The organism is Promicromonospora sp. CA-289599, assembly GCF_050936155.1.
GTDB lineage: Bacteria > Actinomycetota > Actinomycetes > Actinomycetales > Cellulomonadaceae > Promicromonospora.
On sequence record NZ_JBNJNI010000001.1, the window covers coordinates 1,645,082 to 1,667,712 of the forward strand.

Consider the following 22,631-nt stretch of genomic DNA (forward strand, 5'->3'; position numbering starts at 1 on the left):
CCGCCTGGCCCCAGCCCCCTGTCCCCTGTCACCAGAACCAAGGAGAGCATCATGCAACGACGCACTTTCCTCGCGTCGATCGGCGCGGCCGCGGCCGTGGCCACGATCGGCCCCGCGCCGGCACAGGCCAAGGTGCACGCGCCTGGCGCGTGCACCTACACGTGGAAGAACGCCGTCATCAACGGCGGCGGCTTCGTGCCCGGCATCATCTTCAACGAGACCGAGCAGAACCTCATCTACGCCCGCACCGACATCGGCGGCTGCTACCGCTGGCAGGAGAACTCCAGGACCTGGAAGCCGCTCCTGGACTGGGTCGGCCGCGACAAGTGGGGCTACTCCGGCGTCGTCTCCATGGCCACCGACCCGGTCGACACCCACCGCGTCTACGCCGCGGTGGGCACGTACACCATCGACTGGGACCCGAACAACGGCGCCGTGCTCTACTCCGACGACAAGGGCGACACCTGGGGCATCGCCGAGCTCCCGTTCAAGCAGGGCGGCAACATGCCCGGCCGTGGCATGGGCGAGCGCCTCGTCGTCAACCCGGCCGACAACGCCGAGCTCTACCTCGGCACGCCGAACGGGAACGGGCTGTGGCGGTCCAAGGACCACGGCCGCACCTGGGCGCAGGTCGAGGAGTTCCCGAACCCCGGCAACTTCGTCGCCGACCCGTCGAACCCGCTCCTCGCCGACAACCAGGGCGTGCTCTGGATCGACTTCGACCAGGCCGGCGGCAAGGTCTATGTGGGCGTGGCCGACCCGGAAGACCCGCTGTACGTCTCCGAGGACGGCGGATCGACCTGGCAGGCGGTCCCCGGCGCGGCCGAAGCGCTCGGGTCCGCGGACGGCAACCGCACCATCCCCGGCCAGTCCGCGGTGGACAACGTGAACGGGTACCTGTACGTCGTCACCAGCCACGATCCTGGCCCCTACAACGGCGCGCCTGCCTCCGGCGACGGCGGAAAGATCGTGCGGCTCGCCACCCGGACCGGCGAGTGGACCGACGTCACTCCCGGGTACAACCCGCGCGGCGTGATCCCGGCCTTCGGGGGCATCACCGTCGACCGCCAGAACCCCGGCACGCTCATGGCGGCCACGCGCAACAACTGGTATCCCGACGAGATCCTCTACCGCTCCACCGACTCCGGCGCCACCTGGCAGCTCAGCTGGGACTACGCCGAAGGCCAGGACCGCCACGACCGGTTCGACATGGACAACACCGGCAGCCCGTGGCTGTCGTGGAACGGCGAGGACCAGGGGCCCCAGTACGCGGTCAAGCACGGGTGGATGATCGACGCCCTCGCGATCGACCCGCACAACTCCGACCGGATCATGTGGGGCACCGGCGCGACCATCTGGGGCACCGAGGAGCTGACCCGGTGGGACGCGCAGGGTGAGCTCATCGGCCAGAACGAGGCCGGTGAACGCGTCGCGCTGCCGGTCGAGAAGTTCACCGTCGCCGTCCGCGTCGAAGGCCTGGAGGAGTGCGCGATCCTCGACCTCGCCGCTCTCGGCGGGGCCCTCGTCTCGGCAGTCGGCGACGTCGGCGGCTTCGTCCACACCAATCTCGACCGGGCCGAGCCGATGATCGACACCGACTGGTCCACGGGCACCAGCGTCGACTTCGCCCAGTACGAGCGCGACATCATCGTCGGCACCGGCAACGTGCACGGCAACGAGAAGGGCCACGTCGGCGTCTCCACCGACCGCGGCAAGACCTGGAAGAACGCCGCGCGCGTCGAGGGCGTCCTCGGCGACGGCCACGGCGGCACCGTCGCGATCAGCGCCAACGGGTCCAGGATCTTCTGGACGCCCGGCAGCTCCGAGGTCACCCCGGTGTACAGCACCGACCTGGGCGAGACCTGGATCCCGGTCCGGGGCCTGCCTGCGGGCGCGAAGATCCGGTCCGACCGCGTCGACCCGTCCGTCCTGTACGCGTTCTCGAGCGGCACGTTCTACCGCAGCACCGACGGCGGCGCGACGTTCGCCGCCACCGGAGCGAGGGGTCTGCCGACCGCGGGCGTCGACGACTTCCGCGCCGTCCCCGGCCACAAGAAGCACCTGTGGCTGGCCGGGCGCGGCGACGAGAAGACGGGTGTCACCGGCGGCATGTGGCGCTCCAGGGACGGCGGCAGCACCTGGAAGCGCATCACCAGGTTCCAGACCGCGGAGTCGGTCGGCTTCGGCAAGGCGGCCAAGAGGTCCAGCTACCCGACGATCTACAGCTCCGCGCGGATCGGCGGCAAGGCCGCCATCTACCGCTCGACCGACGGCGGCAGCCGCTGGGTCCGCATCAACGACGACGACCACCAGTGGGCCTGGTCGGGGTCCGCGATCACCGGCGACCCGTGGATCTACGGCCGCGTCTACCTCACCACCAACGGCCGCGGCATCATCTACGGCGACATCGCCCGCTGAGACCACCACCGACAGAGGTGCCCCCGATCTGGGCTCGTATCGGCCCAGGTCGGGGGCACCTCTCGCACGTCACTCGCCGGAGTGCGGGTCCACCGGGTCGAGCGCCGTCGGATCGCCGCCGCGCCGCCGGAAGACGCTGTGCAGCACGAACGCGTCCACGTAAGCACCCACCGAGAACCCGATGGTCACCACGAGCGCCACGAACGGCGGGTACACGTACATCAGGCTCACCATGACAGCCGGCCGCAGCAGCAGGGCGAGCGTCCGCAGCGGCTCGCCGAGCGGCAGCAGCAGGGCGTTGCGCACTGTCCGGCCCAGCGGGTCGGCGTACCGCGCGACCAGCGCCAGGCCGTACAGCAGCGCGGCCACCAGATAGGCGATGAACAGCACCGTTATCGTGCCGACGGCGGTGCCGAGGGCGCTGTCGAGCGCCAGCCAGAAGACCGCGGCGAAGCCCAGCATCGCGATCGGCACGCCGAACAGCAGCCCGACGGCGCTGCCCCGCCACAGGTTGCGACGGAGGCCGACGAGAAAGCCCCGGATCAGGTATCCCCGTTCCTCGTCGGCGTACCGCAGCGCCACCTCGTAGAGCGCTGCGGTCGCCGCCCCTGCCGTCACCACCGGCACGCAGGCCACGATGTACAGCACGTTGAGCGCGACGAACTGCAGGAACGTCGTCAGTCCCTGCACGCTGCGGCTGTCGGGGTCGACCCTCATGGCTGCGTCCTCATGGCTGCGTCCTCATACAGTGGTCCTCATACAGTGGTCCTCACCCGGTCGGCCCGGTAACGGTCAGCTCGTCGCGGACCGGCAGGCTCACGCTAGACGCTCCGGCGGCCACGGAGTAAGCGCCGGCCGGGACCCGGAGGTCCCCGTCGAGCAGGCCCGGCGCGTCACCGGACGGCGTCATCGTCCCGTGCCACAGCGCGAGACGCGCGGTGTCGAAGGGCACGGCCACCGACGCCGTCTCGCCCGGCTCGAGCCGGACGCGACCGTAGCCGAGCAGCAGCCGCACCGGCGAGTCTGTCCCGGCCGCACCGAGCGAGTACACCTGCACCAGTTCGTCGGCAGGCCGCGCACCGGTGTTGCGCACCGTGACGGTGGCCGTCACGACGCCCTGGCCGGCCGGGTCGCGGGGTGTCAGCGGCGGGTGGTCGCGTGTCGGCGCGGGTGCTGCCACCTCGGCCGCGGAGAGCGACAAGCCTTCGTAGGACACCGACGAGTAGGTCAGTCCGTGGCCGAAGGCGAAGGCGGGTACACCCGCCTCGTCGGCCGGCAGGTGCCGGTAGGTGATCTGCTGGCGGCGGGTGTCGTAGTCGAAGAGGTCGCCCGCCTGCTCCGGACGTGCCGGCCAGGTCTGGGCCAGCCGACCGGACGGCTCGACGGCGCCGGTCAGCACGTCGGCCAGGCCGTGCCCGAGCTCCTGCCCGCCGTGGCTGCTCCACACCACGGTGGGGGCGTCGTCGACGCCGGGGCCGAGCACGTACGGGTAGCTCGACACGATGGTCAGCACAGCCCTGGGGTTGGCCTCGACAGCGGCACGCCACGTCTCCACCGCCGTTTCGGGCAGCCACAGGTCGGGCCGGTCCTGCGTCTCGCGACCGTTCAGGTGCGGGTCGTTCCCGACCGCGACGACGACGGCGTCGCACGAGACAGCCGCCTGGGCCACCAGGGCCGCACCGGACTCGAGCACGCGAGCCGTGAACCGCTCGGCGTCGGCGAGCGTGTGCCCTTCGGCGCACAGCAGGCCGGTGTCGCGCTGCACACGCACCCAGCGGCCGGAGCCGAGGTGCAGCAGTGACCACGAGCCGTCGTCGTGCACATGCTTGCGGAAGCTCTCCTGAACCTCCCAGCCCCCTACCCGCTCGGCGTCCGCGCGCATCGGGTAGGCGCCGCCGGTGAGCAGGCGGCCGGAGGCGGCCGATCGCAGCGTGAGCACGCCCCCGCCCCAGTCCGTGACGGAGAGGCGCGCACCCTTGCCGGCCGTGGCCGAGTCCGCGACGACCGCCGTGCCGTCCTCCGTGACGGAGACGTACCGTCCGTTCGCCGCACGCAGGGCGACGACGTCGGAGCCGTCGGCCACGACCACGCGGTCCGCGCCGAACGCGGCACGGAGACCGTCCGCCGGGGTGACCGCGTAGGGCGGTGTGCCCGAGTACCAGTCGGTGAGCACCGCCTCGGCGAGCGGTCCGACGACGGCGACCGAGCCCCCCGCCGGCAGCGGCAGCAGCCCGTCGGAGTTGCGCAGCACGACGACGGAGCGGGCTGCTGCCTCTCGTGCCAGCGCGCGGTGCTCGGGCAGGTCGATGTCGTCCGCCGTGATGCCCGAGTACGGGTCGGCGTCGCCGTCGAGCTCGCCGCTGCGCAGACGGAGCTCGAGCATGCGCAGCACGGAGCGGTCGACCTCCTCCATGGTGAGCAGGCCGCGGTCGAGAGCCTCCTGGAGGCGCTGGACGGTGGGCGCGGAGTCGGCGTCGTCGTCGGTGAACGAGTCGACGCCTGCCCGGACCAGCGCGGCGTTACCGGAGGCGCGGTCCGCCGCGGCGCGCTGCACCTTGACCACGAACATCGGGGCGGCAGCGTCGGAGACGAGTGCGACCGAGTCGTCGGTCCAGGACCGCAGCTCGGCGAAGAGCTCGGTCTGCAGGTGCGCCGGGGTGCCGTTGACCTGGTTGTACGCCGGCATGACGCCCGCGGCCACGCCCTGCTCGATCGGCTCGCGGAAGGCGGGGAGCTCCTCCTCGTGCAGCGTGACCGGAGTGAGGTTCGAGCTCGTCGAGGACCGGTCGGTCTCGTTGTTGTAGGCGAGGAAGTGCTTGAGGGTCGGCGTGGTCTTCCACACCCGCTCGTGGTCCCCGCGCAAGCCGCGGCAGTAGGCGGTGGCGAGATGTGCGGTGAGGTGCGGGTCCTCGGAGTACCCCTCCTCATTGCGGCCCCAGGCCGGGTGCCGGAGCGTGTTCACGACCGGCGCCCAGACGTTCAGGCTCACGGCCGGGTCCGCCACGTGCTTGGCACGAACCTCGGTGGAGACGATCTCGCCGACCCTGCGGACGAGCTCCGGGTCCCAGGTCGCGGCCAGGCCGACCGGCTGCGGGAACACCGTCGCGCGGCCCAGCCAGGCGACGCCGTGCAGAGCCTCGCACCCGGTGTGGAACGCACCGAGGCCCAGGCGGTCGATGACCGGCTGGTGCTGGTGCAGCATCGCCAGGCGCTCCTCCGGGGTGAGCGAGGCGAGCAGGTCGCGGGCGCGCTCGGACACGGGCAGCGCGGGATCGCGGAAGGGGGGCACGTCCATGGGTTCCTCCTTAGGGTGCCGCGGCGGTGCGGCCAGGTGTGCGGCTGAGGCACAGTGGGGCGTGCGCTGCCGACGAAATGTCGAAGCGCTTCGATGGACGGTACCCGGCCGACGGCGGCGAGCGCTACCCGCCTGGCGAAAATAAAGGACGTCGACAGTGCGCGTCGATGGGCTGCCGGTGGATCACGCGAGCGCCGCGTGCTCGCGATCGAGGAGCGCGTAGACCACCTCGTTGGACCAGACGCCGTCGCGCAGGTCGTTCTCCAGGAGGTGGGCCTCGAGGCGCATGCCGAGCCGCTCGGCCACGCGGACGGAGGCGGCGTTCTCCTCGTCGATCCGCGCGTACACGCGGTGGAAGCCGTACGTGGTGAAGGCCAGGTCCAGGGTGGCGCGGGCGGCCTCGGTCGCGAGACCCCGCCCGCTGACGTCGGGGTGCAGGGCGTAACCGAGCTCGGCCTGCCGCGCGCCGGCCGCCCACTTGAGCATCGCCTCGCCGACGACGTCGCCGTCGACCTCGATCGCCAGCACCAGCACGTCACCGACCTCCTCGAACGGCGCCGTCGACCAGGTGCTGAGCTTCGCCTGAGCCGTGGGCAGGTCCCACGGCGGCTGGTACATGAACCGCACCACCTCGGTACGCGAGCGCCAGCGGAGGAAGGCCTCGGCGTCGGCGGGAGCTACCGGGCGGAGCTGGAGGCGGTCGGTGACCAGCGGCCACTCGGGTGCGGCGGGACCGGGTACGGCAGGTCTGGGGACGGGCAGCGATGAGGGCACGGTCCGACCGTAGCGCGCGGCAACATCCGTGCCACCGGTATCACCCCGGCGATCTTCGGATCGGATCGGGCTCCGGCGAGTCGCGGTTCAGCGTGCCTCGAACGGCACCGTCGCCCAGCCCGCGGGCATGGCGCGGGGCTGCCACGACGGATCGGGCGTCCAGTCGGCCCAGGCCTTGTCCCACCAGAGCTCGCCGGCGTCGAGCAGGCCGGCGATCCGGTCGCCCTCGGCGCGGATCTGCTCCATGCGGCCGGGGTAGCGCGCCGGCCCGGTCTCCTCGAACTCGAGGACGTCCTTGAACTCGTAGGTCTCGGCGTCGGCGGCCCACCAGACGTCGAGCTCGTGGTCGAGCGTGTCGAAGCCGATGGGGGTGCGGCGGGGCGCGTCCTCGAGGTTGAAGTACCAGCCCTGGAAGGCGCGCTGGGGTCCGTCCCAGAACAGGAAGATGGAGTGCTCGACCCCTGTCCAGTGCAGCTCGAGCCGGCCGTGGCCGCGCCAGCTCGTGCTGCCCGCGAGCTTCCAGGGGTGCTCCCCCACCGGGAAGGCGCCGGCCTCGGGGTACACCATCGGGGTGCCGCCAGGGGTGTAGGTGACGAGCAGGTCGCCGTCGTCCTGGACGCACACCTGTGGCATCGCGATCCACGGTTCGCCCCGCATGATCTCGCGGCGCACCACTGTCTGGCCGGGCTGGAACACTGGCGTCATGCCCGGCACGTTAACAGCGGTCGGTTACGGCCCGGCGACATCGGCGTCAACTCCGTGGCGGTGCCGGCCGGCCGGCCGTTACGTCGACGCCCTGGCGCAGGACCCGGAGGGGGTGCAGGTCCGCGTCGGTGATCAGGACGTCGGCTCGGGCGCCGGGGTCCAGGCTGCCGACCTCGCCGGTCAGCCCCAGGACGCGCGCGGGCACAGCCGTCGCGGAGCGCACGGCGTCGACCAGGGGAAAGCCACCGGACACCGCGAGCCGCACGACGTCGATCAGGTGCGCGGTGCCGCCGGCGATCGGCCCCTCTCCTTCGGGCTCCGGGCTTCCCTCCTCCGGGACGACCCGCGCCACGCCGTCGAGCACCTCCACGGACATGGGGCCCAGCTCGTAGCGGCCGTCGGCGACGCCCGCCGCCGCCATCGCGTCGGTGACCAGCACCACCTGGTCGGCTCCCACCATGTCGAACACCGAGCGGACCGTCGCCGGGTCGAGGTGCACGCCGTCACCGATGAGCTCGACGACCATGTCGCCGCGAGCGGCAGCGGCCAGGCAGGCCGCGATGGGGCCCGGCCGGCGATGGTGCAGCGGGCGCATCCCGTTGAACAGGTGCGTCGCGGTCATGGGTCCGATGGGGCGGCCCGCGGCGGCGAGCGCGGCGGTCACCTGCGCGATCAGCGCCTCGGCCTGCTCGGTGCTGCCGTCCGTGTGGCCGAGCGAGGGCAGCACACCCGCCTCGACCAGCGCCTCCGCGACACCGCCGGGGCCGGTCACGCCCGGCACCTCGGGTGCGACGGTCATCGTGCGCAGGTAACCACGGGCGGCCTCGGCCAGGTCCTTGACCAGGTCGACGCTGCCTTCTTGCAGGTCAGCCGGGTTGTGTGCGCCCCTGCGGTGGTACGAGAGGAACGGTCCTTCCGCGTGCAGGCCCTCGATCTCACCCGCGACGGCGAGCTCGGCCAGCACCGACGCGCGCTCCAGCAGCACCTCGGGCCGGGCCGTCACGAGCGACGCGAGCAGGGTGGTGGTGCCGTGGCGACGGTGTTCGAGCACGCCCGTCAGCGCCTCGGAGGCAGTGGTCACGTCCGGGAACGAGACACCGCCCCCGCCGTGGTTGTGCAGGTCCACGAGACCGGGCAGCAGGTAGGTGCCGGGGGCCGGCAGCACGGTCTCGACGGCGGGGCCGTACCCGGTCGCCAGTGCGTCGGACACCGAGCCCGCGAAGGTGACACGACCGCCCGAGGCGACGACGACGCCGTCGTCCACCACGGCGGAGGGCTGGACCAGGCGACCGCGCACCACCAGTGCACCGGAATCAGTCATGCGGACATCCTGCCAGGGTTGACAGGCCGCTTTTCGCCTGGCGATGATGCCACCTGATCATCGAAGCGCTTCGCCAACCGCGCGAGCGCTCACCGCACGTCAAGGAAGATGTGAATGATGCGTAAGCCCGTCCTGGTTGTCGCCACCTTCTCGCACGTCCGGGCCGGCTGACGGATGACCGCCACACTTCCCCACCAGGTGCTCGGCAGGACCGGGCTGCTCGTGCCCTCCGTAGTGCTCGGGACGTCCGGTATCGGGCGCCGGCTCGACACCGCCGGGGCGACCGCCCTGCTGAGCGCCGCGGCGACCGCCGGATGGCGCACGTGGGACACGAGCAACGAGTACGGCGACGCCGAGGCGTACATCGGGTCGGCTCTCGACGGGATCGCCGGTCCGGTCCAGGTGTTCACCAAGGTGGACCCGCTGCCCGGATCCGGCGACTTCTCGGGCGACCGCGTGCGCGCGTCCGTCGCCGAGTCCTGCGAACGCCTGGGCCTCGACCGGCTGCCGCTGGTGCACTTCCACGACCCGGAGCGCATGCCGTTCGCCGACGCCGTCGCGCCCGACGGTCCGGTCCGCGCCCTGCTGGAGCTGCGCGAGGCGGGCGTGATCGCGCACCTCGGGGTGGCCGGCGGGCCGATCGGGCTGCTGCGGCAGTACGTGCGTACCGGTGAGTTCGAAGCGGTCGTGACGCACAACCGCCTCACGCTCCTGGACCGGTCGGCGGAGACGCTGCTGGACGACTGCGCCGAACGCGGCGTGGGTGTCCTCAACGCCGCCCCGTTCGGTGGCGGTGCTCTCGCCGACGACGACGGGCCGGTGCGGCACTACCACTACCGCGACGTCGACGACGCCCAGCGGGACGCCATCCTGCGGATCCGCGACATCGCGCGTGCGGCAGGCGTCCCCGTGGGCGCCCTCGCGCTCCGGACCGGCGACCGGGACCCGCGCGTCACGGGGACGATAGTCGGCGTGACGAGCACTGCCCAGCTCGCCCAGATCACCGCGTGGGCGGACGTCGAGGTGCCGGACGGCGTCTGGCCCGAGCTCGCCGCCGCACTGCCCGACCCGGCCCACTGGGCCGGCGAGCTCGGCCGTTGACCTGCCCTGCTGTCCTGCTACCTGCAGACCCGACGCTCCACCGACCCGAGGACGACCAATGACGGTTCCCTTCGTACCCGACCGCCTGCTCTTCGGCGGCGACTACAACCCCGAGCAGTGGCCGCGCGAGGTCTGGGCCGAGGACATGACGCTCATGCGTCGAGCAGGCGTGAACACGGTGACGATCGGGGTGTTCTCGTGGGCCGCGCTCGAACCCCGTGAGGGGCAGTTCGAGCCGGGCTGGCTGGACGACGTCGTCACGCTCCTCGACGAGAACGAGATCGGGTTCTTCCTCGCGACCCCCACCGCGTCCCCGCCGCCGTGGTTCACCAGGGCGCACCCGGACGCGCTGCCCGTCCGGGCCGACGGGACCTACGTGTCCCACGGCTCGCGGGACACGTACGCGATCAGCGCCCCCGCCTACCGCCAGGCCGCACGGCGCGTCGCGCGGTTCCTCGCCGAGCGCTACGGCGCGCACCCGCGCCTGCGCGGCTGGCACGTGCACAACGAGTACGGGACGGTCGACCACGGCCCCCACTCGGCGGCAGCCTTCCGCCGCTGGCTCCGGAAGCGTTACGTATCGCTCGATGCGCTGAACGACGCCTGGTACACGGCGTTCTGGTCCCAGCGGTACGACGACTGGGACGAGATCCTGCCGCCGCGCACGACGCAGTACCTGGCCAACCCGGCCCACGCGGTGGACTTCAAGCGGTTCTGCTCCGACGAGATGCTCGCGGCCTGCGTCGAGCAGCGGGACGAGATCCGCACGGCCGGCTCGACGGCTCCCGTCACGACGAACTTCATGCAGCCCACCTGGGACCACCTCAACCAATGGGACTGGAGCGAACAGCTGGACCTCGCCTCCGTCGACCACTACCTCGACACGACCGGCCCGGACGGAGAGGCCCACGTCGCGTACGGCGCCGACCTCACCCGTTCGTGGGGCGGCGGCCCCTGGCTGCTCATGGAGCAGAGCGCCTCCGGCATCCGGGACGGCGCCCGGCAGGCCTTCAAGGACCCCGACCGGATGCTGCGCAACTCCCTCGGCTACGTCGCGCGGGGTTCCCAGGGTGCGCTGTTCTTCCAGTGGCGCGCTTCGGCCGGCGGCTCCGAGACGTGGCACAGCGCGATGGTGCCGCACGTCGGCCCGGAGAGCCGGACGTTCGAGGGCGTCGTCGAGCTCGGGTCGCTCCTCGGCCGCCTCCAGGAGATCGCGGAACCGCCGCAGGACGGACCGGTGGTCGAGGCCGACGTCGCGATCCTGTGGGACGCGAACGGCCGGTGGTCGCTCCAGACACCGCACCTGCCGAACGACGACCTCGACTACACCGCGGAGGTCCGTGCGACGCACCGCGCCCTGTGGCGGGCAGGGGCCGCCGTCGACTTCGTGCGTCCGGGCGCCGACGCCGCTCGCTACCGGGTGCTGTTCGTCCCGACCCTCATGGCGATGGACTCCGGCACCGTCGAGTGGCTCACCCGGTACGTCGAGGCGGGCGGGCACCTCGTCGTCGGCCGGTTCACCGGGATCGCGGACGAGCACCAGCGAGTCGCCCCCGGTGGCTACCCGGGCCGGCTGCGGGACCTCCTGGGTGTCCGGGTCACCGAGCACCGTCCGCTCGACCCGGCGGAGACCCAGGAGCTCAGCGACGGGTCGACCGTCGACCAGTGGACCGAGCGGATGGACCCGCCCCGGGCGGAGGTCCTCGCCACCTACACGCAGGGCTCGCTCGCGGGCCTGCCCGCCGTGACCCGCCACGCCGTCGGCGACGGCAGCGCCACGTATGTCTCGGCGCGGATGGTCCAGGAGTCGTGGGACGGTTTCGTCGCGGCCCGGCTCGCGGAGCACGGCGTCGGCCCGGTGGTTCCCGAGGCGGTGGGTACGGGGCTCGAGGCGATCCGACGGCGCGGCGCGGCGGGCACGTACCTCTTCCTGCTGCACCACGGCGACCGGCCGGTCCGGATCACCGGGCAGGGGCACGACCTCGTCACCGACGCGCCCACCGATACCGGGATCGTGGTGCCCGCCGGCGGGTACGCGGTGATCCGGGAGACGCCCGACGCCAAGTGGTCGGTGACGGTCCGGTAGCCCGCCGACCGGTCAGAAGAGGCGGGTGGTCGGGTCGTCCGCGCCGCGCATGGTGTCGTAGTCCAGGAGGAGGGTGGTGATGCCTCTGTCGTGGGCCAGGACGCGGGCCTGCGGCTTGATCTCCTGGGCGGCGTAGACGCCGCGCACCGGGGCCAGCATCGGGTCGCGGTTCAGCAGGTCCAGGTACCGCGTGAGCTGCTCGACGCCGTCGATGTCGCCGCGGCGCTTGATCTCCACCGCGACCGACGCGCCGGCGGCGTCGCGCGCGAGGATGTCGACCGGGCCGATGGCCGTCGGGTACTCGCGGCGGACCAGGGTGTGCCCGGCGCCCAGCAGGACGATCTGCTCCGCGAGCAGCTCCTGCAGGTGCGCCTCGACGCCGTCCTTCACCAGACCGGGGTCGATGCCCAGGTCGTGCGCGGAGTCGTGGTGCACGGTGAACAGCTCGACCTCGAGCCGGTCGTCCGACTTGGCGTGCTGGACGGTCCACACCTCGGTGACACCGCGTGCGGCGGCCTCCTCGGAGGGCTCGCGCACCGCGAGGGTGCACGGGGGGCTCATCCAGTTCAGCGGCTTGTACGAGCCACCGTCGGAATGGATGAGCACGCTTCCGTCGGCCTTGACCACGAGCAGCCGGGTAGCCGGCGGGAGCATCGCGGTCAGGCGGCCCGTGTAGAGGGCGGAGCAGTCGGCGACGACCAGCCGCATCAGAGAACCAGATCCTGTCGTCCGGGAGGGGCGGCCTCGAGCCAGGAGGCGAGGCCGAAGTAGTCGCCGGCAGCGAGGTCGAGCTCGAAGTCGAGCCCGTCGTACCGGCACTGGACGAGGTAGTGGTCACCCTGACCACGCTCGTCCGGGTCGAGCGGGGTGCGACCGGTCACGGTGAGCCGCTCCCGGTACCACGTGCGGGCCGGACGGGGCGCCAGCGACCAGCACCGCCACCACTCGATCCGGCCCACCGCGTACTGCGCGATGCCCGGCGTCCAGGAACCCTCAGGGTTCCCGGTCGGCCGGGCATTGCAGTTGAACGAACCTACCCTGCGAGAGAGCGTCCGCAGCCGGGAGATCCCCAGTGCGAGCACCAGCGCGAGCGCGCCGAGCACCGCTATCGCGATCCATATGACGCCGGGCACTCGCGCTCTCCCTCAGACCAGGGAGATCTCGTCGACCACGAGGGTGACGAGGTTGTTGTCCACGGACACGAAACCACCGGTGACCTGCGCCTCAACGGCCGTCCCCGAAGCTGTGTCCACCTTGATCACGCCCGGGCGAAGCACAGCCAGCAGCGGCGTGTGGTTCGCCAGGATGCCGATCTGCCCGTCCGCGGACGGCGCGCTCACCTGCGTCGCCGCACCGCTCCAGACCTTGCGGTCCCTGGACACGAGGTCCACGCTCAGCTCTGCCACGAGAGCTCCTTCCGATGTAGCGGGCGCGATGCCGTCCCTGCCGGACTGCCTGATTCTGGCATGCCCGGCGGGACGGCATCACGCACGGAGGATGGACGAAGCCTCAGGCCCCGTACTCCTTCTGGATCCGTGCCCAGTTCTCCTCGAGCATCTCGAGGCCACCGATGTTGTAGAAGGCCTGCTCGGCGATGTGGTCGAACTCACCGTCAGCGATCTTCTTGAATGCCTCGATGGTCTCCGACAGAGGCACCGTCGAGCCCACCACACCGGTGAACTTCTCGGCCATGTACGTGTTCTGGGAGAGGAACTGCTCGATACGGCGGGCACGCCCGACGACCGTCTTGTCCTCTTCCGAGAGCTCGTCCACACCGAGGATGGCGATGATGTCCTGCAGCTCCTTGTTGCGCTGCAGGATCGACTTCACGCGCGTCGCGACGTCGTAGTGCTCCTGGCCCACGTAACGCGGGTCGAGGATGCGGGACGTCGAGGCCAGCGGGTCGATCGCCGGGTACAGACCCTTCGACGCGATCTCCCGGGAGAGCTCGGTCGTCGCGTCCAGGTGGGCGAACGTCGTGGCCGGGGCCGGGTCGGTGTAGTCGTCAGCAGGCACGTAGATGGCCTGCAGCGACGTGATGGAGTGACCACGCGTCGAGGTGATGCGCTCCTGGAGGAGGCCCATCTCGTCGGCCAGGTTCGGCTGGTAGCCCACGGCGGACGGCATACGGCCGAGCAGCGTGGAGACCTCGGAACCAGCCTGCGTGAAGCGGAAGATGTTGTCGATGAAGAGCAGCACGTCCTGCTGCTGCACGTCACGGAAGTACTCCGCCATCGTCAGGGCCGACAGGGCGACGCGCAGACGCGTGCCCGGCGGCTCGTCCATCTGGCCGAAGACGAGGGCGGTCTTGTCGAAGACGCCCGCCTCGTCCATCTCGGCGATCAGGTCGTTGCCCTCACGGGTGCGCTCACCGACACCGGCGAACACCGACACACCACCGTGGTCCTGGGCGACACGCTGGATCATCTCCTGGATGAGGACCGTCTTGCCGACGCCCGCACCACCGAAGAGACCGATCTTTCCACCCTGGACGTACGGGGTGAGCAGGTCGATGGACTTGATGCCCGTCTCGAACATCGTCGTCTTCGACTCGAGCTGGTCGAAGGCGGGGGCCTTGCGGTGGATCGGCCAGCGCTCGGTGACCTCGAACTTCTCGCCCTCGGCGAGGTTCAGGACCTCACCGGTCACGTTGAAGACCCGGCCCTTGGTGATGTCACCGACGGGCACGCTGATGGGCTCGCCCGTGTCGGTCACCACGGCGCCGCGGACCAGGCCGTCGGTCGGCTTCAGGGCGATGGCGCGCACGAGGGAGTCACCCAGGTGCTGCTCGACCTCGAGCGTCAGCACGGACTTGTTCTCGCCCTTGCCGGACAGGTCGATCTCGACGGTCAGCGCGTTGTAGATCTCAGGGATCGCGTCATCGGGGAACTCGATGTCCACGACGGGTCCGATCACCCGAGCGACCCGGCCGGTGCCGGGGCCGCTCGTGTGCTCGACCGTGGATTCCACGGTGGTGGCGGTCATACTTGCCTCGCTTCGGTGGGCCGGAGGGTCCTCCGGCGGGGAGTCTTTTCGGGTCTGTTCAGGACGCCAGGGCGTCGGCCCCGGAGACGATCTCGCTGATCTCCTGGGTGATGTCTGCCTGACGTGCCTGGTTGGCCAGTCGGGTGTACGTGCGGATCAGGTCCTCGGCGTTGTCCGTCGCCGTGTGCATGGCCCGCTGACGGGCAGCGAGCTCGGACGCGGCGGCGTCGAGCAGCATCGCGTAGATGCGCTGCTCGATGTAGCGCGGGAGCAGCTCGTCCAGCACGGCCTCGGGCGACGGCTCGAAGTCGTAGAGCGGCAGGGCCTCGTGCTCGTCGGCCTCGGTCACACCCTCGACCACCTCGAGCGGCAGCATGCGCACCACGCGGGCCCGCTGCGACACCATGTTGACGAACAGCGTGGAGACCACGTGCATCTCGCTGACACCGCCGTCGGGCTCCTCCGCGAGGAACACCTCGAGCAGCGTCTCGGCGATGTCCTGCGCCGCCTCGGGCGTCGGCTTCTCCGAACCGTACGACCAGCTCTTGGCGATCTCCCGCCCACGGAACGTGTAGTACGCGATCGCACGGCGGCCGGCCACGTACAGCACGACTTCCTTGCCCTCGGCCGTCAGCTGCCCGACGAGCTTCTCAGCCTCGCGGACGATCGCCATCGGGTAGGAACCGGCCATGCCCGCGTCGGAGGAGACGACGAGCACCGCTGCGCGGTTGCCGCCCTCCTCCTGCGTGAGCGGGTGGTCCACGTCCGTGTGCGACGCGACAGCCGACACCGCACGGGTGATCGCCTGCGCGTACGGCGCCGCCGCCGCTGCCGCCGCGCGAGCCTTGCCGATGCGGGACGCGGCGATCAGCTCACGCGCGCGGAAGATCTTCTTCAGCGACTGCGTCGACTTGATCCGCGCCTTGTAGACGCGCTGAGCTCCACCGGCCACGGGTCAGGCCTTCTTCTTGACGACGATCTGCGCCTGCTCGACGTCGACGGGGCCGTCCTCGGTGCTGCCACCGACGAGCGGCGTGCCGTCGCTCTTCTGGAAGCCCGCGCGGAAGTCGTCCACGGCGGCGCTCAGCGCCTCCTCCGTGTCGGACTCCAGCTTGCCGGACTTGAGGATCGTCTCCAGGACGTCGGTCTTGCGGCGCAGGTGGTCCAGCAGCTCGGACTCGAACCGCTTGACGTCCTCGACCGCGACGTCGTCGAGCTTGCCCTTCGTACCGGCCCACACCGAAGCGACCTGGTCCTCGACCGCGTACGGCGAGTACTGGGGCTGCTTGAGCAGCTCCGTCAGGACGGCGCCGCGCTGCAGCTGTGCGCGGGACGCCGCGTCGAGGTCGGACGCGAACATCGCGAACGCCTCGAGCGAGCGGAACTGCGCCAGCTCCAGCTTGAGCGTGCCGGAGACCTTCTTCATGGCCTTGATCTGCGCGTCACCACCGACTCGGGAGACCGAGATACCGACGTCCACGGCGGGACGCTGGTCGGCGTTGAACAGGTCGGACTGCAGGAAGATCTGCCCGTCCGTGATGGAGATGACGTTCGTCGGGATGTACGCCGAGACGTCGTTCGCCTTGGTCTCGATGATCGGCAGACCGGTCATGGAGCCCGCGCCCAGCTCGTCCGAGAGCTTCGCACAACGCTCGAGCAGACGGGAGTGCAGGTAGAAGACGTCACCCGGGTAGGCCTCGCGGCCCGGCGGGCGACGCAGCAGCAGCGACACGGCACGGTAGGCCTCGGCCTGCTTCGACAGGTCGTCGAAGATGATCAGGACGTGCTTGCCCTGGTACATCCAGTGCTGGCCGATGGCCGAGCCGGTGTACGGCGCGAGGTACTTGAAGCCTGCCGGGTCGGACGCCGGAGCCGCGACGATCGTCGTGTACTCCAGGGCGCCGGCCTCCTCGAGGGCGCCACGCACGGCGGCGATGGTCGAACCCTTCTGGCCGATGGCGACGTAGATGCAGCGGACCTGCTGCTTCGGGTCGCCGCTTTCCCAGTTCGCCTTCTGGTTGATGATCGTGTCGACCGCGATCGCCGTCTTGCCCGTCTGGCGGTCACCGATGATCAGCTGACGCTGACCACGGCCGATCGGGATCATCGAGTCGATCGCCTTGATGCCGGTCTGCAGCGGCTCGTGCACCGACTTACGCTGCATGACGCCGGGCGCCTGCAGCTCGAGGGCACGGACGGCGTCGGTCTCGATGGCACCGAGGCCGTCGATGGGGGTACCCAGCGGGTCGACCACGCGGCCGAGGTAGCCCTCGCCCACGGGGACCGAGAGCACCTCACCGGTACGACGGACCTCCTGGCCCTCCTCGATGCCGGTGAACTCGCCGAGGACGACCACACCGATCTCGCGGACATCCAGGTTCTGCGCGAGTCCGAGCGTGCCGTCCTCGAAGCGCAGCAGCTCGTTCGCCATCACGCCAGGGAGGCCCTCGACGCGGGCGATGCCGTCCGCTGCGTACGAGACGCGGCCCACCTCTTCGGCGACCGCTTCCTGGGGCTCGTAGGACTTCACGAAGCTGTCCAGCGCGGCCCGGACCTCGTCCGGCCGGATCGTCAGCTCAGCCATTGCTTATCTCCTGTCGTGGCCGCGAAAGCCGCGGCGGAAGGTTCTTGTTCACGTATTCAGCCGGCCAGACGACGCGAGGCGTCAGCAAGGCGCGACAGGACAGTGGAGTCGACGACGTCCGCGCCGACCTGGATGCGCATGCCCCCGACGACTGCCGGGTCCACGGTGACGTTCAGCTGCACGGGCCGCCCGTACGAGCGCTCGAGCAGCGCACCGAGGCGCTGCTCCTGCTCGCGGGTGAGCACCGTCGCGCTCGTCACGGAGGCGACGAGGCGCTTGCGACGCTCCGCCGCGACCTCGCCGAACCAACCGAGCGTCTGCACGAAGCGACGGCCACGCAGCGACGACGTCGCCCGCCTGGCCAGGCTCTGCGTCACGGTGTCGACCTTGCCGCCGACCAGCGCGTCCACGAGCGCCACCCGGCGCTCGGGAGCGGTGGTGGCGTCCGAGAGGACCTGCTTGGCCGCACGCTGGCCGCCGAGCGACCGGGTGAGCCGGAACAGCTCGTCCTCCACCGTCTCGAGCGCCCCGCGCGCCTCGGCGGAAGCCAGCACGGCGTCCACACCGAGACGCTCGATGGCGTCGGCCAGGTCCGCGTCGCTCGCCCAGCGTGACCGGACGAGTCCGGACACGAGGTCGACCACGCGCTCGTCGAAACCGCTCAGCAGGTCGGCCACCAGGCCGGCCTTGGCCTCGCCCTCGCGGGAGGGGTCGGCGAGCGAGCGGCGCAGCGCGGCGGAGTCGTCCAGCGCCGACACCATGGTGAGCAGCTGCTCACCGAGCGTCAGTGCGTCCGCACCCGCGGCACGCAGCACCGGCTCGAAGCGCTCCTGCGCCGCCGTCAGCGATGCCCCGCTCGATCCCCGCATCACGCCTCCTTGTTGCTTGCCACGGCCTGGCTTGCCTCGAGCTCGTCGAGGAAGCGGTCCACCACGCGCGACTGACGGGCCGAGTCCTCGAGGGACTCGCCCACGATCTTCGACGCCAGGTCGGTCGCGAGCGCGCCGACCTCGTTGCGCAGGGACACGGACGCGGCCTGTCGGTCGGCCTCGATCTGGCGACGGGCGGTATCGGCGATGCGCTCCGCCTCCTCGCTCGCCTTGGCCTTGAGCTCCTTGATGATGGCGGTGCCCTCGGCACGCGCCTCCTCACGGACCTGCGCGGCGTCGGCGCGGGCCTCGGCGAGCAGCTGCTGCTGCTGCGCCAGGGCCTCGTCGGCCTGCTTCTGGGCTGCCTCAGCCTTTTCGATGCCGCCCTCGATGAGGGCGGAGCGCTCGTCGAGCACCGCGTTCATCCGGGGCAGGATGAACTTGTAGAACACCACCGCGATGATGAGAAGCGTGACCGACGACCACAGCAGGTCGTATCCGGCAGGCAGGAACAGCTCGATGCCCTGCGGCCCTTCCGTCTGCGCCGCTACCACTGGGGCGGCGCTCGTGTGCGCCGCCATCACTCGAAGAGGAAGCCGGCGACGAGACCGAGGAGCGCGAGCACCTCGACGAACGCGACACCCAGGAACATGGTGGCGCGGAGCTGGCCGGCGACCTCGGGCTGGCGGGCCATGCCCTCGATCGTCTTGCCGATGAGGATACCGAGGCCGATACCGGGGCCCGTCGCAGCGAGGCCGTAGCCGATCGCGTTCAGGTTGCCGTTGACCTCAGCGAGAATGTTGGCGTCCACTTGCGTCTTCCTTCCGTTGGGCGCCGGACCGGTCGGTGCGGCGTCGCGTGGTGTGCGAAGGCGTTGCTGCGCCCGTCGCAGTTGTTACAGGGGTAGCTATGAAGCGTCGCCCGGAGGAGCGAGTCAGTGCTCGTCCTCCAGCGACATGCTGATGTAGACCGCGGCCAGCAGGGCGAAGATGTACGCCTGCAGGAAAGCGACCAGGACCTCGAACAGGGTCACGAAGATGCCCGCCGGGATCGTGAGCGCACCGAAGGCCATCAGGCCGGTGCCTGCCGAGTCCACGACGAAGAACTGCGTGGCGGCGAAGCAGAGCACGATCATGATGTGCCCGGCGACCATGTTGGCCACCAGTCGCACCATCAGCGAACCCGGCCGGATGATCAGGATCTGCAGCAGCTCGATCGGCGTCAGGATGAAGTAGATCGGCCACGGCACACCCGGGGGGAACAGGTTGGCCTTGAGGTAACCGCCCAGCCCGTGCTTGCGGATGCCCACGGCCCAGTAGGTGACGAACACCCAGAGAGCCAGGAGCAGCGGCACACCGATGCGCGAGGTGGCGGCGAGGTTCAGCCCCGGGATCACACCCGTGAGGTTGAACGCCAGGATGGTGAAGAAGATGGTCGTGAGCATGGGCACGAAACGCTTGGCGTTGTCCTTGCCCAGGATCTCTTCGCCGATCTGCACCCGGACGAAGCTCAGCAGATATTCGACGCCTGTCTGGAACCGACCCGGCACCACCTTCGCCCGGCGGGCCACGATCACGAAGATCGACAGCAGCACGATGGTGGCGATGATTCGGATGATCCAGAGTCGGTCGATCTGGAAGATGGTGCCTTCGAAGAGGATTGCCGACGGGAAGAAGTCGGTGATCGACGGCGTGTGGAAGCCGCCCTCACCCTCGTGGCCTTCAGTGGCGGCGAGGATTACGGACGTCGCATACGTGGACAGGAGGACTCCCAGGTGGTCATTAGGCCCAGCGCGCGTCACCGCAAAGGGGCGGAACGGGCGCGCCATCGGGCCTGGCCGTCATGGATTCAGTCGTAAGCCTAACCTATGTCCCACCCGGAATTGGCCGGATAACCGCATGGCACGGCGCCTTGTGACTTATTGCGCAACCGCGTGCGGCCCGCTGTCCGCGCCGGATGGCGCGTCAGGCCCCGGCTTCGGGCTCGACGTACGGGAGCCGACCGTTCTTGACCGCGCGATAGTCGAGCAGTGCCGACCCCACTGCCCCGAGCAGAAGCACCACGAACAGGACCACGCGGTCGTAGAAGTCGAACCGGGTCAGCACGGCGAGGACAACGACGAGGACCACCATCTTGGCGATCCAGCTGCCCATCACCACGGCGCCCATCGCGGTCGCGCCCTTGCCCACCGTGTAGAGCATCGACCACACGGTCGTCGCGCAGAAGAACGCGGCGAGCGCGGCGCCGATCAGCGCGCCCCACAGCCCTGGCTGTCCTGCGACCAGGAGGCCGACCAGCGAGCCCAGGACCGCGAGCCCTGCCACGAGGATCAGGCAGTCGCGCAGGGCCGTGCGCAGCACCGCCCGCTCGGCAGCGCCCCGGGGGGCGCTGGGTGCGTCAGGTACCTGCTCGGTCATTCGATGGTCTCCTTGGTCTTGGACACGGCACTCTGGTGAACGGCACCGTGCTGAGCGGTGCCCTGGGAAGCGGCGCCCGGGCGGGACCCGCTCTGCGAAGCGACGGCCTGTGAAGCGACGGCCTGTGAAGCGACGGCCTGTGAAGCGACGACCTGCGGTACGACGACCTGGACCGGCACCTTGGCCTCGAGCCCGACACCCGCGGTGGCGGCGGCCCCGACGGCTGCGGGAACCTTCGGCGTCTGGCCGGAGAGCGCGGCGACGTCGTCGTCCAGGAAGCGGCCGCGGTGACGCAGCGGGCCGAGGGTGGCCAGCAGCGCGAGCACCACGAACACACCGGTCCAGATCAGCACGATCTCCCAGTCCCACCGCACGAGCGCCGCGGCGCTGAACGCGAACACGGCAGTCCACACGTACAGGATCACCACGGCGCGGCGGTGGGAGTGGCCGAGGGCCAGCATCCGGTGGTGCAGGTGCATCCGGTCGGGCGCCATCGGCGACTTGCCCGCGGCGAGCCGCCGGATGACCGCCAGCCCCATGTCGAGCAGCGGCAGCATGAGCACCGCCACCGGCAGCAGCAGCGGGATGAAGGCGGGCAGCGCCTGGGCGCCGGTCATGACGCCCGGCGGGATGTTGCCCGTCACGCTGATCGCCGCGCCCGCCATCACCAGGCCGATCAGCATCGACCCGGCGTCGCCCATGAAGATGTGCGCCGGGTGGAAGTTGTGCGGCAGGAAGCCGATGCACACCCCCACCATCACGGCGAGGATGACCGAGGGCAGCGTCGCGTAGTCGTCCGCCGAGACCTGCTGGGTGAGCCCGTAGGTGTACAGGAAGAACGCGGTGCCGCCGATGGCGACTATGCCCGCGGCCAGCCCGTCGAGGCCGTCCACGAAGTTCACCGCGTTCATCGCGATGACGATGATCAGCACGGTCACCAGGAGCGACACGCGCGACGACGTGATGGTCACGCCCGCGATCGGCATCGTGATGAGCTGGACGCCCTGCAGCGCCATGAAGCCGGCGGCCAGGACCTGGCCCGCGAGCTTGGTGACCCAGTCGAGGTCCCACTTGTCGTCGGCCCAGCCGAGCGCGCACACGATGGCGGCGCCGCCGACGATGCCCCACACCTGGGGATCGTCGAACACCCCCGACAGGAACGGCATCTGCGAGGCCAGCAGCATCGGCACGACGATGCCGATCAGCATGGCGAGCCCGCCGAGGCGCGGCGTCGGCACGGAGTGCACGTCACGCGCCCGCACGGCGGAGATCGCCGAGGTACGCATGGCCACCCAGCGGGCAAAGGGCGTGGTCAGGAACGTGACCGCAGCGGCCACGAGCATCAGGAGCAGGTACACCCTCACTCGTCGTCCTCCGCGGCACCGGCCGGGAGATCGATCGGGTCGTCCTCGGGCGACACCTGTGCTCCTTCGACGTCGGTGACCGCACGCAGCGCTTCGAGCGACACGGCGCCCTCGCGCACGACGCGCAGCACCGGGCCGGTCGCGTCCACGATGGTGGAGGCGACGCCACCCGGCGCCTCGCCCCCGTCGAGGTAGACCGCCACCGAGCCGCCGAGCTGACGCTCGGCGTCCGCGACGTCCTGCGCGGCCGGGCTGCCCGACTTGTTCGCGCTGGAGACGGCGAGCGGGCCGGTGCGCTTGAGCAGGGCGAGGGCCGCGGGGTGGTCCGGCATCCGCAGGGCGACCGTGCCGCCCGTGTCGCCGAGGTCCCACTGCAGCGACGGCTGCGCGCGCAGGATGATCGTGAAACCGCCGGGCCAGAACGCCTCGACGAGCTTGCGGGCGTCGTCGGGCACGTCGATGGCCAGGCCGTCGAGGGTCGCCACCTCACCCACCAGGACCGGCGGCGGCATCTGCCGGCCGCGGCCCTTGGCCGCGAGGAGCGCGGCGACGGCTGCCTCGTCGAACGCGTCGGCAGCAATGCCGTACACGGTGTCGGTGGGGAGGACCACGAGGCCCCCACGGGAGATCGCATTCACCGCCTCGTCGATCGCCGGGCCCCAGGTCTGCGGGTCGGTGGCGTCGAGCACGGGCTGCACAGGCACACTCACGC

The 22,631-nt window shown here is 70.8% G+C and carries 21 protein-coding genes; 3 read left to right on the forward strand and 18 right to left on the reverse strand.

The features are described 5' to 3' along the window. Positions 1-51 precede the first annotated feature (51 nt). Entirely contained in the window at positions 52-2,418 is a 2,367-nt protein-coding gene (locus ACQEVI_RS07260; protein ID WP_432896224.1) for a xyloglucanase, read from the forward strand. A 69-nt stretch (positions 2,419-2,487) separates the two neighbouring features. Here ACQEVI_RS07260 and ACQEVI_RS07265 read toward each other — a convergent pair whose 3' ends face one another. From ACQEVI_RS07265 to ACQEVI_RS07285, 5 genes are all read right to left on the reverse strand, one after another. Beyond that, entirely contained in the window at positions 2,488-3,135 is a 648-nt protein-coding gene (locus ACQEVI_RS07265) for a DUF624 domain-containing protein (protein ID WP_432896227.1), read from the reverse strand. A gap of 52 nt (positions 3,136-3,187) precedes the next feature. Continuing rightward, positions 3,188-5,713 carry a glycoside hydrolase family 3 C-terminal domain-containing protein gene (locus ACQEVI_RS07270; protein WP_432896230.1) on the reverse strand — a complete coding sequence of 842 codons (2,526 nt, stop codon included), beginning with the start codon at positions 5,711-5,713 and terminating at the stop codon, positions 3,188-3,190. Between the two features lie 183 nt (positions 5,714-5,896). Continuing rightward, positions 5,897-6,487, reverse strand: a complete 591-nt coding sequence (locus ACQEVI_RS07275; RefSeq protein ID WP_432896233.1) for a GNAT family N-acetyltransferase — start codon at positions 6,485-6,487, stop codon at positions 5,897-5,899. Positions 6,488-6,574: 87 nt separating this feature from the next. After that, entirely contained in the window at positions 6,575-7,192 is a 618-nt protein-coding gene (locus ACQEVI_RS07280; RefSeq protein WP_432896236.1) for a DUF402 domain-containing protein, read from the reverse strand. A gap of 46 nt (positions 7,193-7,238) precedes the next feature. After that, complete coding sequence (locus tag ACQEVI_RS07285) at positions 7,239-8,513, reverse strand: N-acetylglucosamine-6-phosphate deacetylase (RefSeq protein ID WP_432896239.1); 1,275 nt, start codon at positions 8,511-8,513, stop codon at positions 7,239-7,241. Positions 8,514-8,687: 174 nt separating this feature from the next. Between ACQEVI_RS07285 and ACQEVI_RS07290 the strand changes: the two genes are divergently transcribed. Together ACQEVI_RS07290 and ACQEVI_RS07295 are read left to right on the forward strand one after the other, a co-directional pair. After that, the gene (locus ACQEVI_RS07290; protein ID WP_432896242.1) at positions 8,688-9,614 is read left to right on the forward strand and encodes an aldo/keto reductase; all 927 of its coding nucleotides are present in this window, start codon (positions 8,688-8,690) and stop codon (positions 9,612-9,614) included. 58 nt (positions 9,615-9,672) lie between these two features. After that, positions 9,673-11,700 (forward strand): beta-galactosidase, encoded by a 2,028-nt coding sequence (locus ACQEVI_RS07295; RefSeq protein ID WP_432896245.1) that lies wholly within the window; start codon positions 9,673-9,675, stop codon positions 11,698-11,700. Between the two features lie 12 nt (positions 11,701-11,712). Here the strand turns inward: ACQEVI_RS07295 and nucS are convergent, their stop codons facing one another. The 13 genes from nucS to ACQEVI_RS07360 all read right to left on the reverse strand — a co-directional run bounded on the left by nucS (position 11,713) and on the right by ACQEVI_RS07360 (position 22,629). Then, positions 11,713-12,408, reverse strand: a complete 696-nt coding sequence (gene nucS / locus ACQEVI_RS07300) for an endonuclease NucS (RefSeq protein WP_432896248.1) — start codon at positions 12,406-12,408, stop codon at positions 11,713-11,715. Further along, the gene (locus ACQEVI_RS07305) at positions 12,408-12,833 is read right to left on the reverse strand and encodes a DUF2550 domain-containing protein (RefSeq protein WP_377142176.1); all 426 of its coding nucleotides are present in this window, start codon (positions 12,831-12,833) and stop codon (positions 12,408-12,410) included. Before ACQEVI_RS07305 ends, nucS begins: the two co-directional genes overlap by 1 nt. Positions 12,834-12,845: 12 nt before the next feature. Further along, positions 12,846-13,106, reverse strand: a complete 261-nt coding sequence (locus ACQEVI_RS07310; protein WP_377142179.1) for a F0F1 ATP synthase subunit epsilon — start codon at positions 13,104-13,106, stop codon at positions 12,846-12,848. A gap of 103 nt (positions 13,107-13,209) precedes the next feature. Next, entirely contained in the window at positions 13,210-14,685 is a 1,476-nt protein-coding gene (gene atpD / locus ACQEVI_RS07315) for a F0F1 ATP synthase subunit beta (RefSeq protein WP_432896252.1), read from the reverse strand. A gap of 58 nt (positions 14,686-14,743) precedes the next feature. Further along, positions 14,744-15,637, reverse strand: coding sequence for a F0F1 ATP synthase subunit gamma (locus ACQEVI_RS07320; protein ID WP_432896254.1), 894 nt, complete (start codon positions 15,635-15,637; stop codon positions 14,744-14,746). 3 nt (positions 15,638-15,640) lie between these two features. Further along, positions 15,641-17,269 (reverse strand): F0F1 ATP synthase subunit alpha, encoded by a 1,629-nt coding sequence (atpA, locus tag ACQEVI_RS07325; RefSeq protein ID WP_357511480.1) that lies wholly within the window; start codon positions 17,267-17,269, stop codon positions 15,641-15,643. Between the two features lie 56 nt (positions 17,270-17,325). Continuing rightward, positions 17,326-18,138, reverse strand: coding sequence for a F0F1 ATP synthase subunit delta (locus tag ACQEVI_RS07330; protein WP_432896257.1), 813 nt, complete (start codon positions 18,136-18,138; stop codon positions 17,326-17,328). After that, positions 18,138-18,719: a F0F1 ATP synthase subunit B gene (locus tag ACQEVI_RS07335; RefSeq protein WP_432896259.1), complete on the reverse strand. Its 582-nt coding sequence runs from the start codon at positions 18,717-18,719 to the stop codon at positions 18,138-18,140. Before ACQEVI_RS07335 ends, ACQEVI_RS07330 begins: the two co-directional genes overlap by 1 nt. Continuing rightward, a complete protein-coding gene (locus tag ACQEVI_RS07340) occupies positions 18,719-18,949 on the reverse strand; it encodes an ATP synthase F0 subunit C (RefSeq protein ID WP_432896262.1) in 231 nt (76 codons plus the stop codon). Before ACQEVI_RS07340 ends, ACQEVI_RS07335 begins: the two co-directional genes overlap by 1 nt. Before the next feature lie 123 nt (positions 18,950-19,072). Then, the gene (gene atpB / locus ACQEVI_RS07345) at positions 19,073-19,966 is read right to left on the reverse strand and encodes a F0F1 ATP synthase subunit A (RefSeq protein ID WP_432896264.1); all 894 of its coding nucleotides are present in this window, start codon (positions 19,964-19,966) and stop codon (positions 19,073-19,075) included. A gap of 136 nt (positions 19,967-20,102) precedes the next feature. Beyond that, entirely contained in the window at positions 20,103-20,555 is a 453-nt protein-coding gene (locus ACQEVI_RS07350) for a hypothetical protein (protein WP_432896267.1), read from the reverse strand. After that, positions 20,552-21,919, reverse strand: coding sequence for an MraY family glycosyltransferase (locus tag ACQEVI_RS07355; protein WP_432896270.1), 1,368 nt, complete (start codon positions 21,917-21,919; stop codon positions 20,552-20,554). The genes ACQEVI_RS07350 and ACQEVI_RS07355 overlap by 4 nt, the downstream gene beginning before the upstream one ends. Next, positions 21,916-22,629, reverse strand: coding sequence for an L-threonylcarbamoyladenylate synthase (locus ACQEVI_RS07360; protein ID WP_432896273.1), 714 nt, complete (start codon positions 22,627-22,629; stop codon positions 21,916-21,918). The genes ACQEVI_RS07355 and ACQEVI_RS07360 overlap by 4 nt, the downstream gene beginning before the upstream one ends. Positions 22,630-22,631 lie beyond the last annotated feature (2 nt).

What these genes read in the sequence shown, in the direction of transcription:
- ACQEVI_RS07260 (WP_432896224.1), top strand. Translation starts at nt 52, where the DNA reads ATGCAACGACGCACTTTCCTCGCGTCGATCGGCGCGGCCGCGGCCGTG.
- ACQEVI_RS07265 (WP_432896227.1), bottom strand. Translation starts at nt 3,135, where the DNA reads ATGAGGGTCGACCCCGACAGCCGCAGCGTGCAGGGACTGACGACGTTC.
- ACQEVI_RS07270 (WP_432896230.1), bottom strand. Translation starts at nt 5,713, where the DNA reads ATGGACGTGCCCCCCTTCCGCGATCCCGCGCTGCCCGTGTCCGAGCGC.
- ACQEVI_RS07280 (WP_432896236.1), bottom strand. Translation starts at nt 7,192, where the DNA reads ATGACGCCAGTGTTCCAGCCCGGCCAGACAGTGGTGCGCCGCGAGATC.
- ACQEVI_RS07285 (WP_432896239.1), bottom strand. Translation starts at nt 8,513, where the DNA reads ATGACTGATTCCGGTGCACTGGTGGTGCGCGGTCGCCTGGTCCAGCCC.
- ACQEVI_RS07290 (WP_432896242.1), top strand. Translation starts at nt 8,688, where the DNA reads ATGACCGCCACACTTCCCCACCAGGTGCTCGGCAGGACCGGGCTGCTC.
- ACQEVI_RS07295 (WP_432896245.1), top strand. Translation starts at nt 9,673, where the DNA reads ATGACGGTTCCCTTCGTACCCGACCGCCTGCTCTTCGGCGGCGACTAC.
- nucS (WP_432896248.1), bottom strand. Translation starts at nt 12,408, where the DNA reads ATGCGGCTGGTCGTCGCCGACTGCTCCGCCCTCTACACGGGCCGCCTG.
- atpD (WP_432896252.1), bottom strand. Translation starts at nt 14,685, where the DNA reads ATGACCGCCACCACCGTGGAATCCACGGTCGAGCACACGAGCGGCCCC.
- atpA (WP_357511480.1), bottom strand. Translation starts at nt 17,269, where the DNA reads ATGGCTGAGCTGACGATCCGGCCGGACGAGGTCCGGGCCGCGCTGGAC.
- ACQEVI_RS07330 (WP_432896257.1), bottom strand. Translation starts at nt 18,138, where the DNA reads ATGCGGGGATCGAGCGGGGCATCGCTGACGGCGGCGCAGGAGCGCTTC.
- ACQEVI_RS07335 (WP_432896259.1), bottom strand. Translation starts at nt 18,719, where the DNA reads ATGGCGGCGCACACGAGCGCCGCCCCAGTGGTAGCGGCGCAGACGGAA.
- atpB (WP_432896264.1), bottom strand. Translation starts at nt 19,966, where the DNA reads ATGGCGCGCCCGTTCCGCCCCTTTGCGGTGACGCGCGCTGGGCCTAAT.
- ACQEVI_RS07350 (WP_432896267.1), bottom strand. Translation starts at nt 20,555, where the DNA reads ATGACCGAGCAGGTACCTGACGCACCCAGCGCCCCCCGGGGCGCTGCC.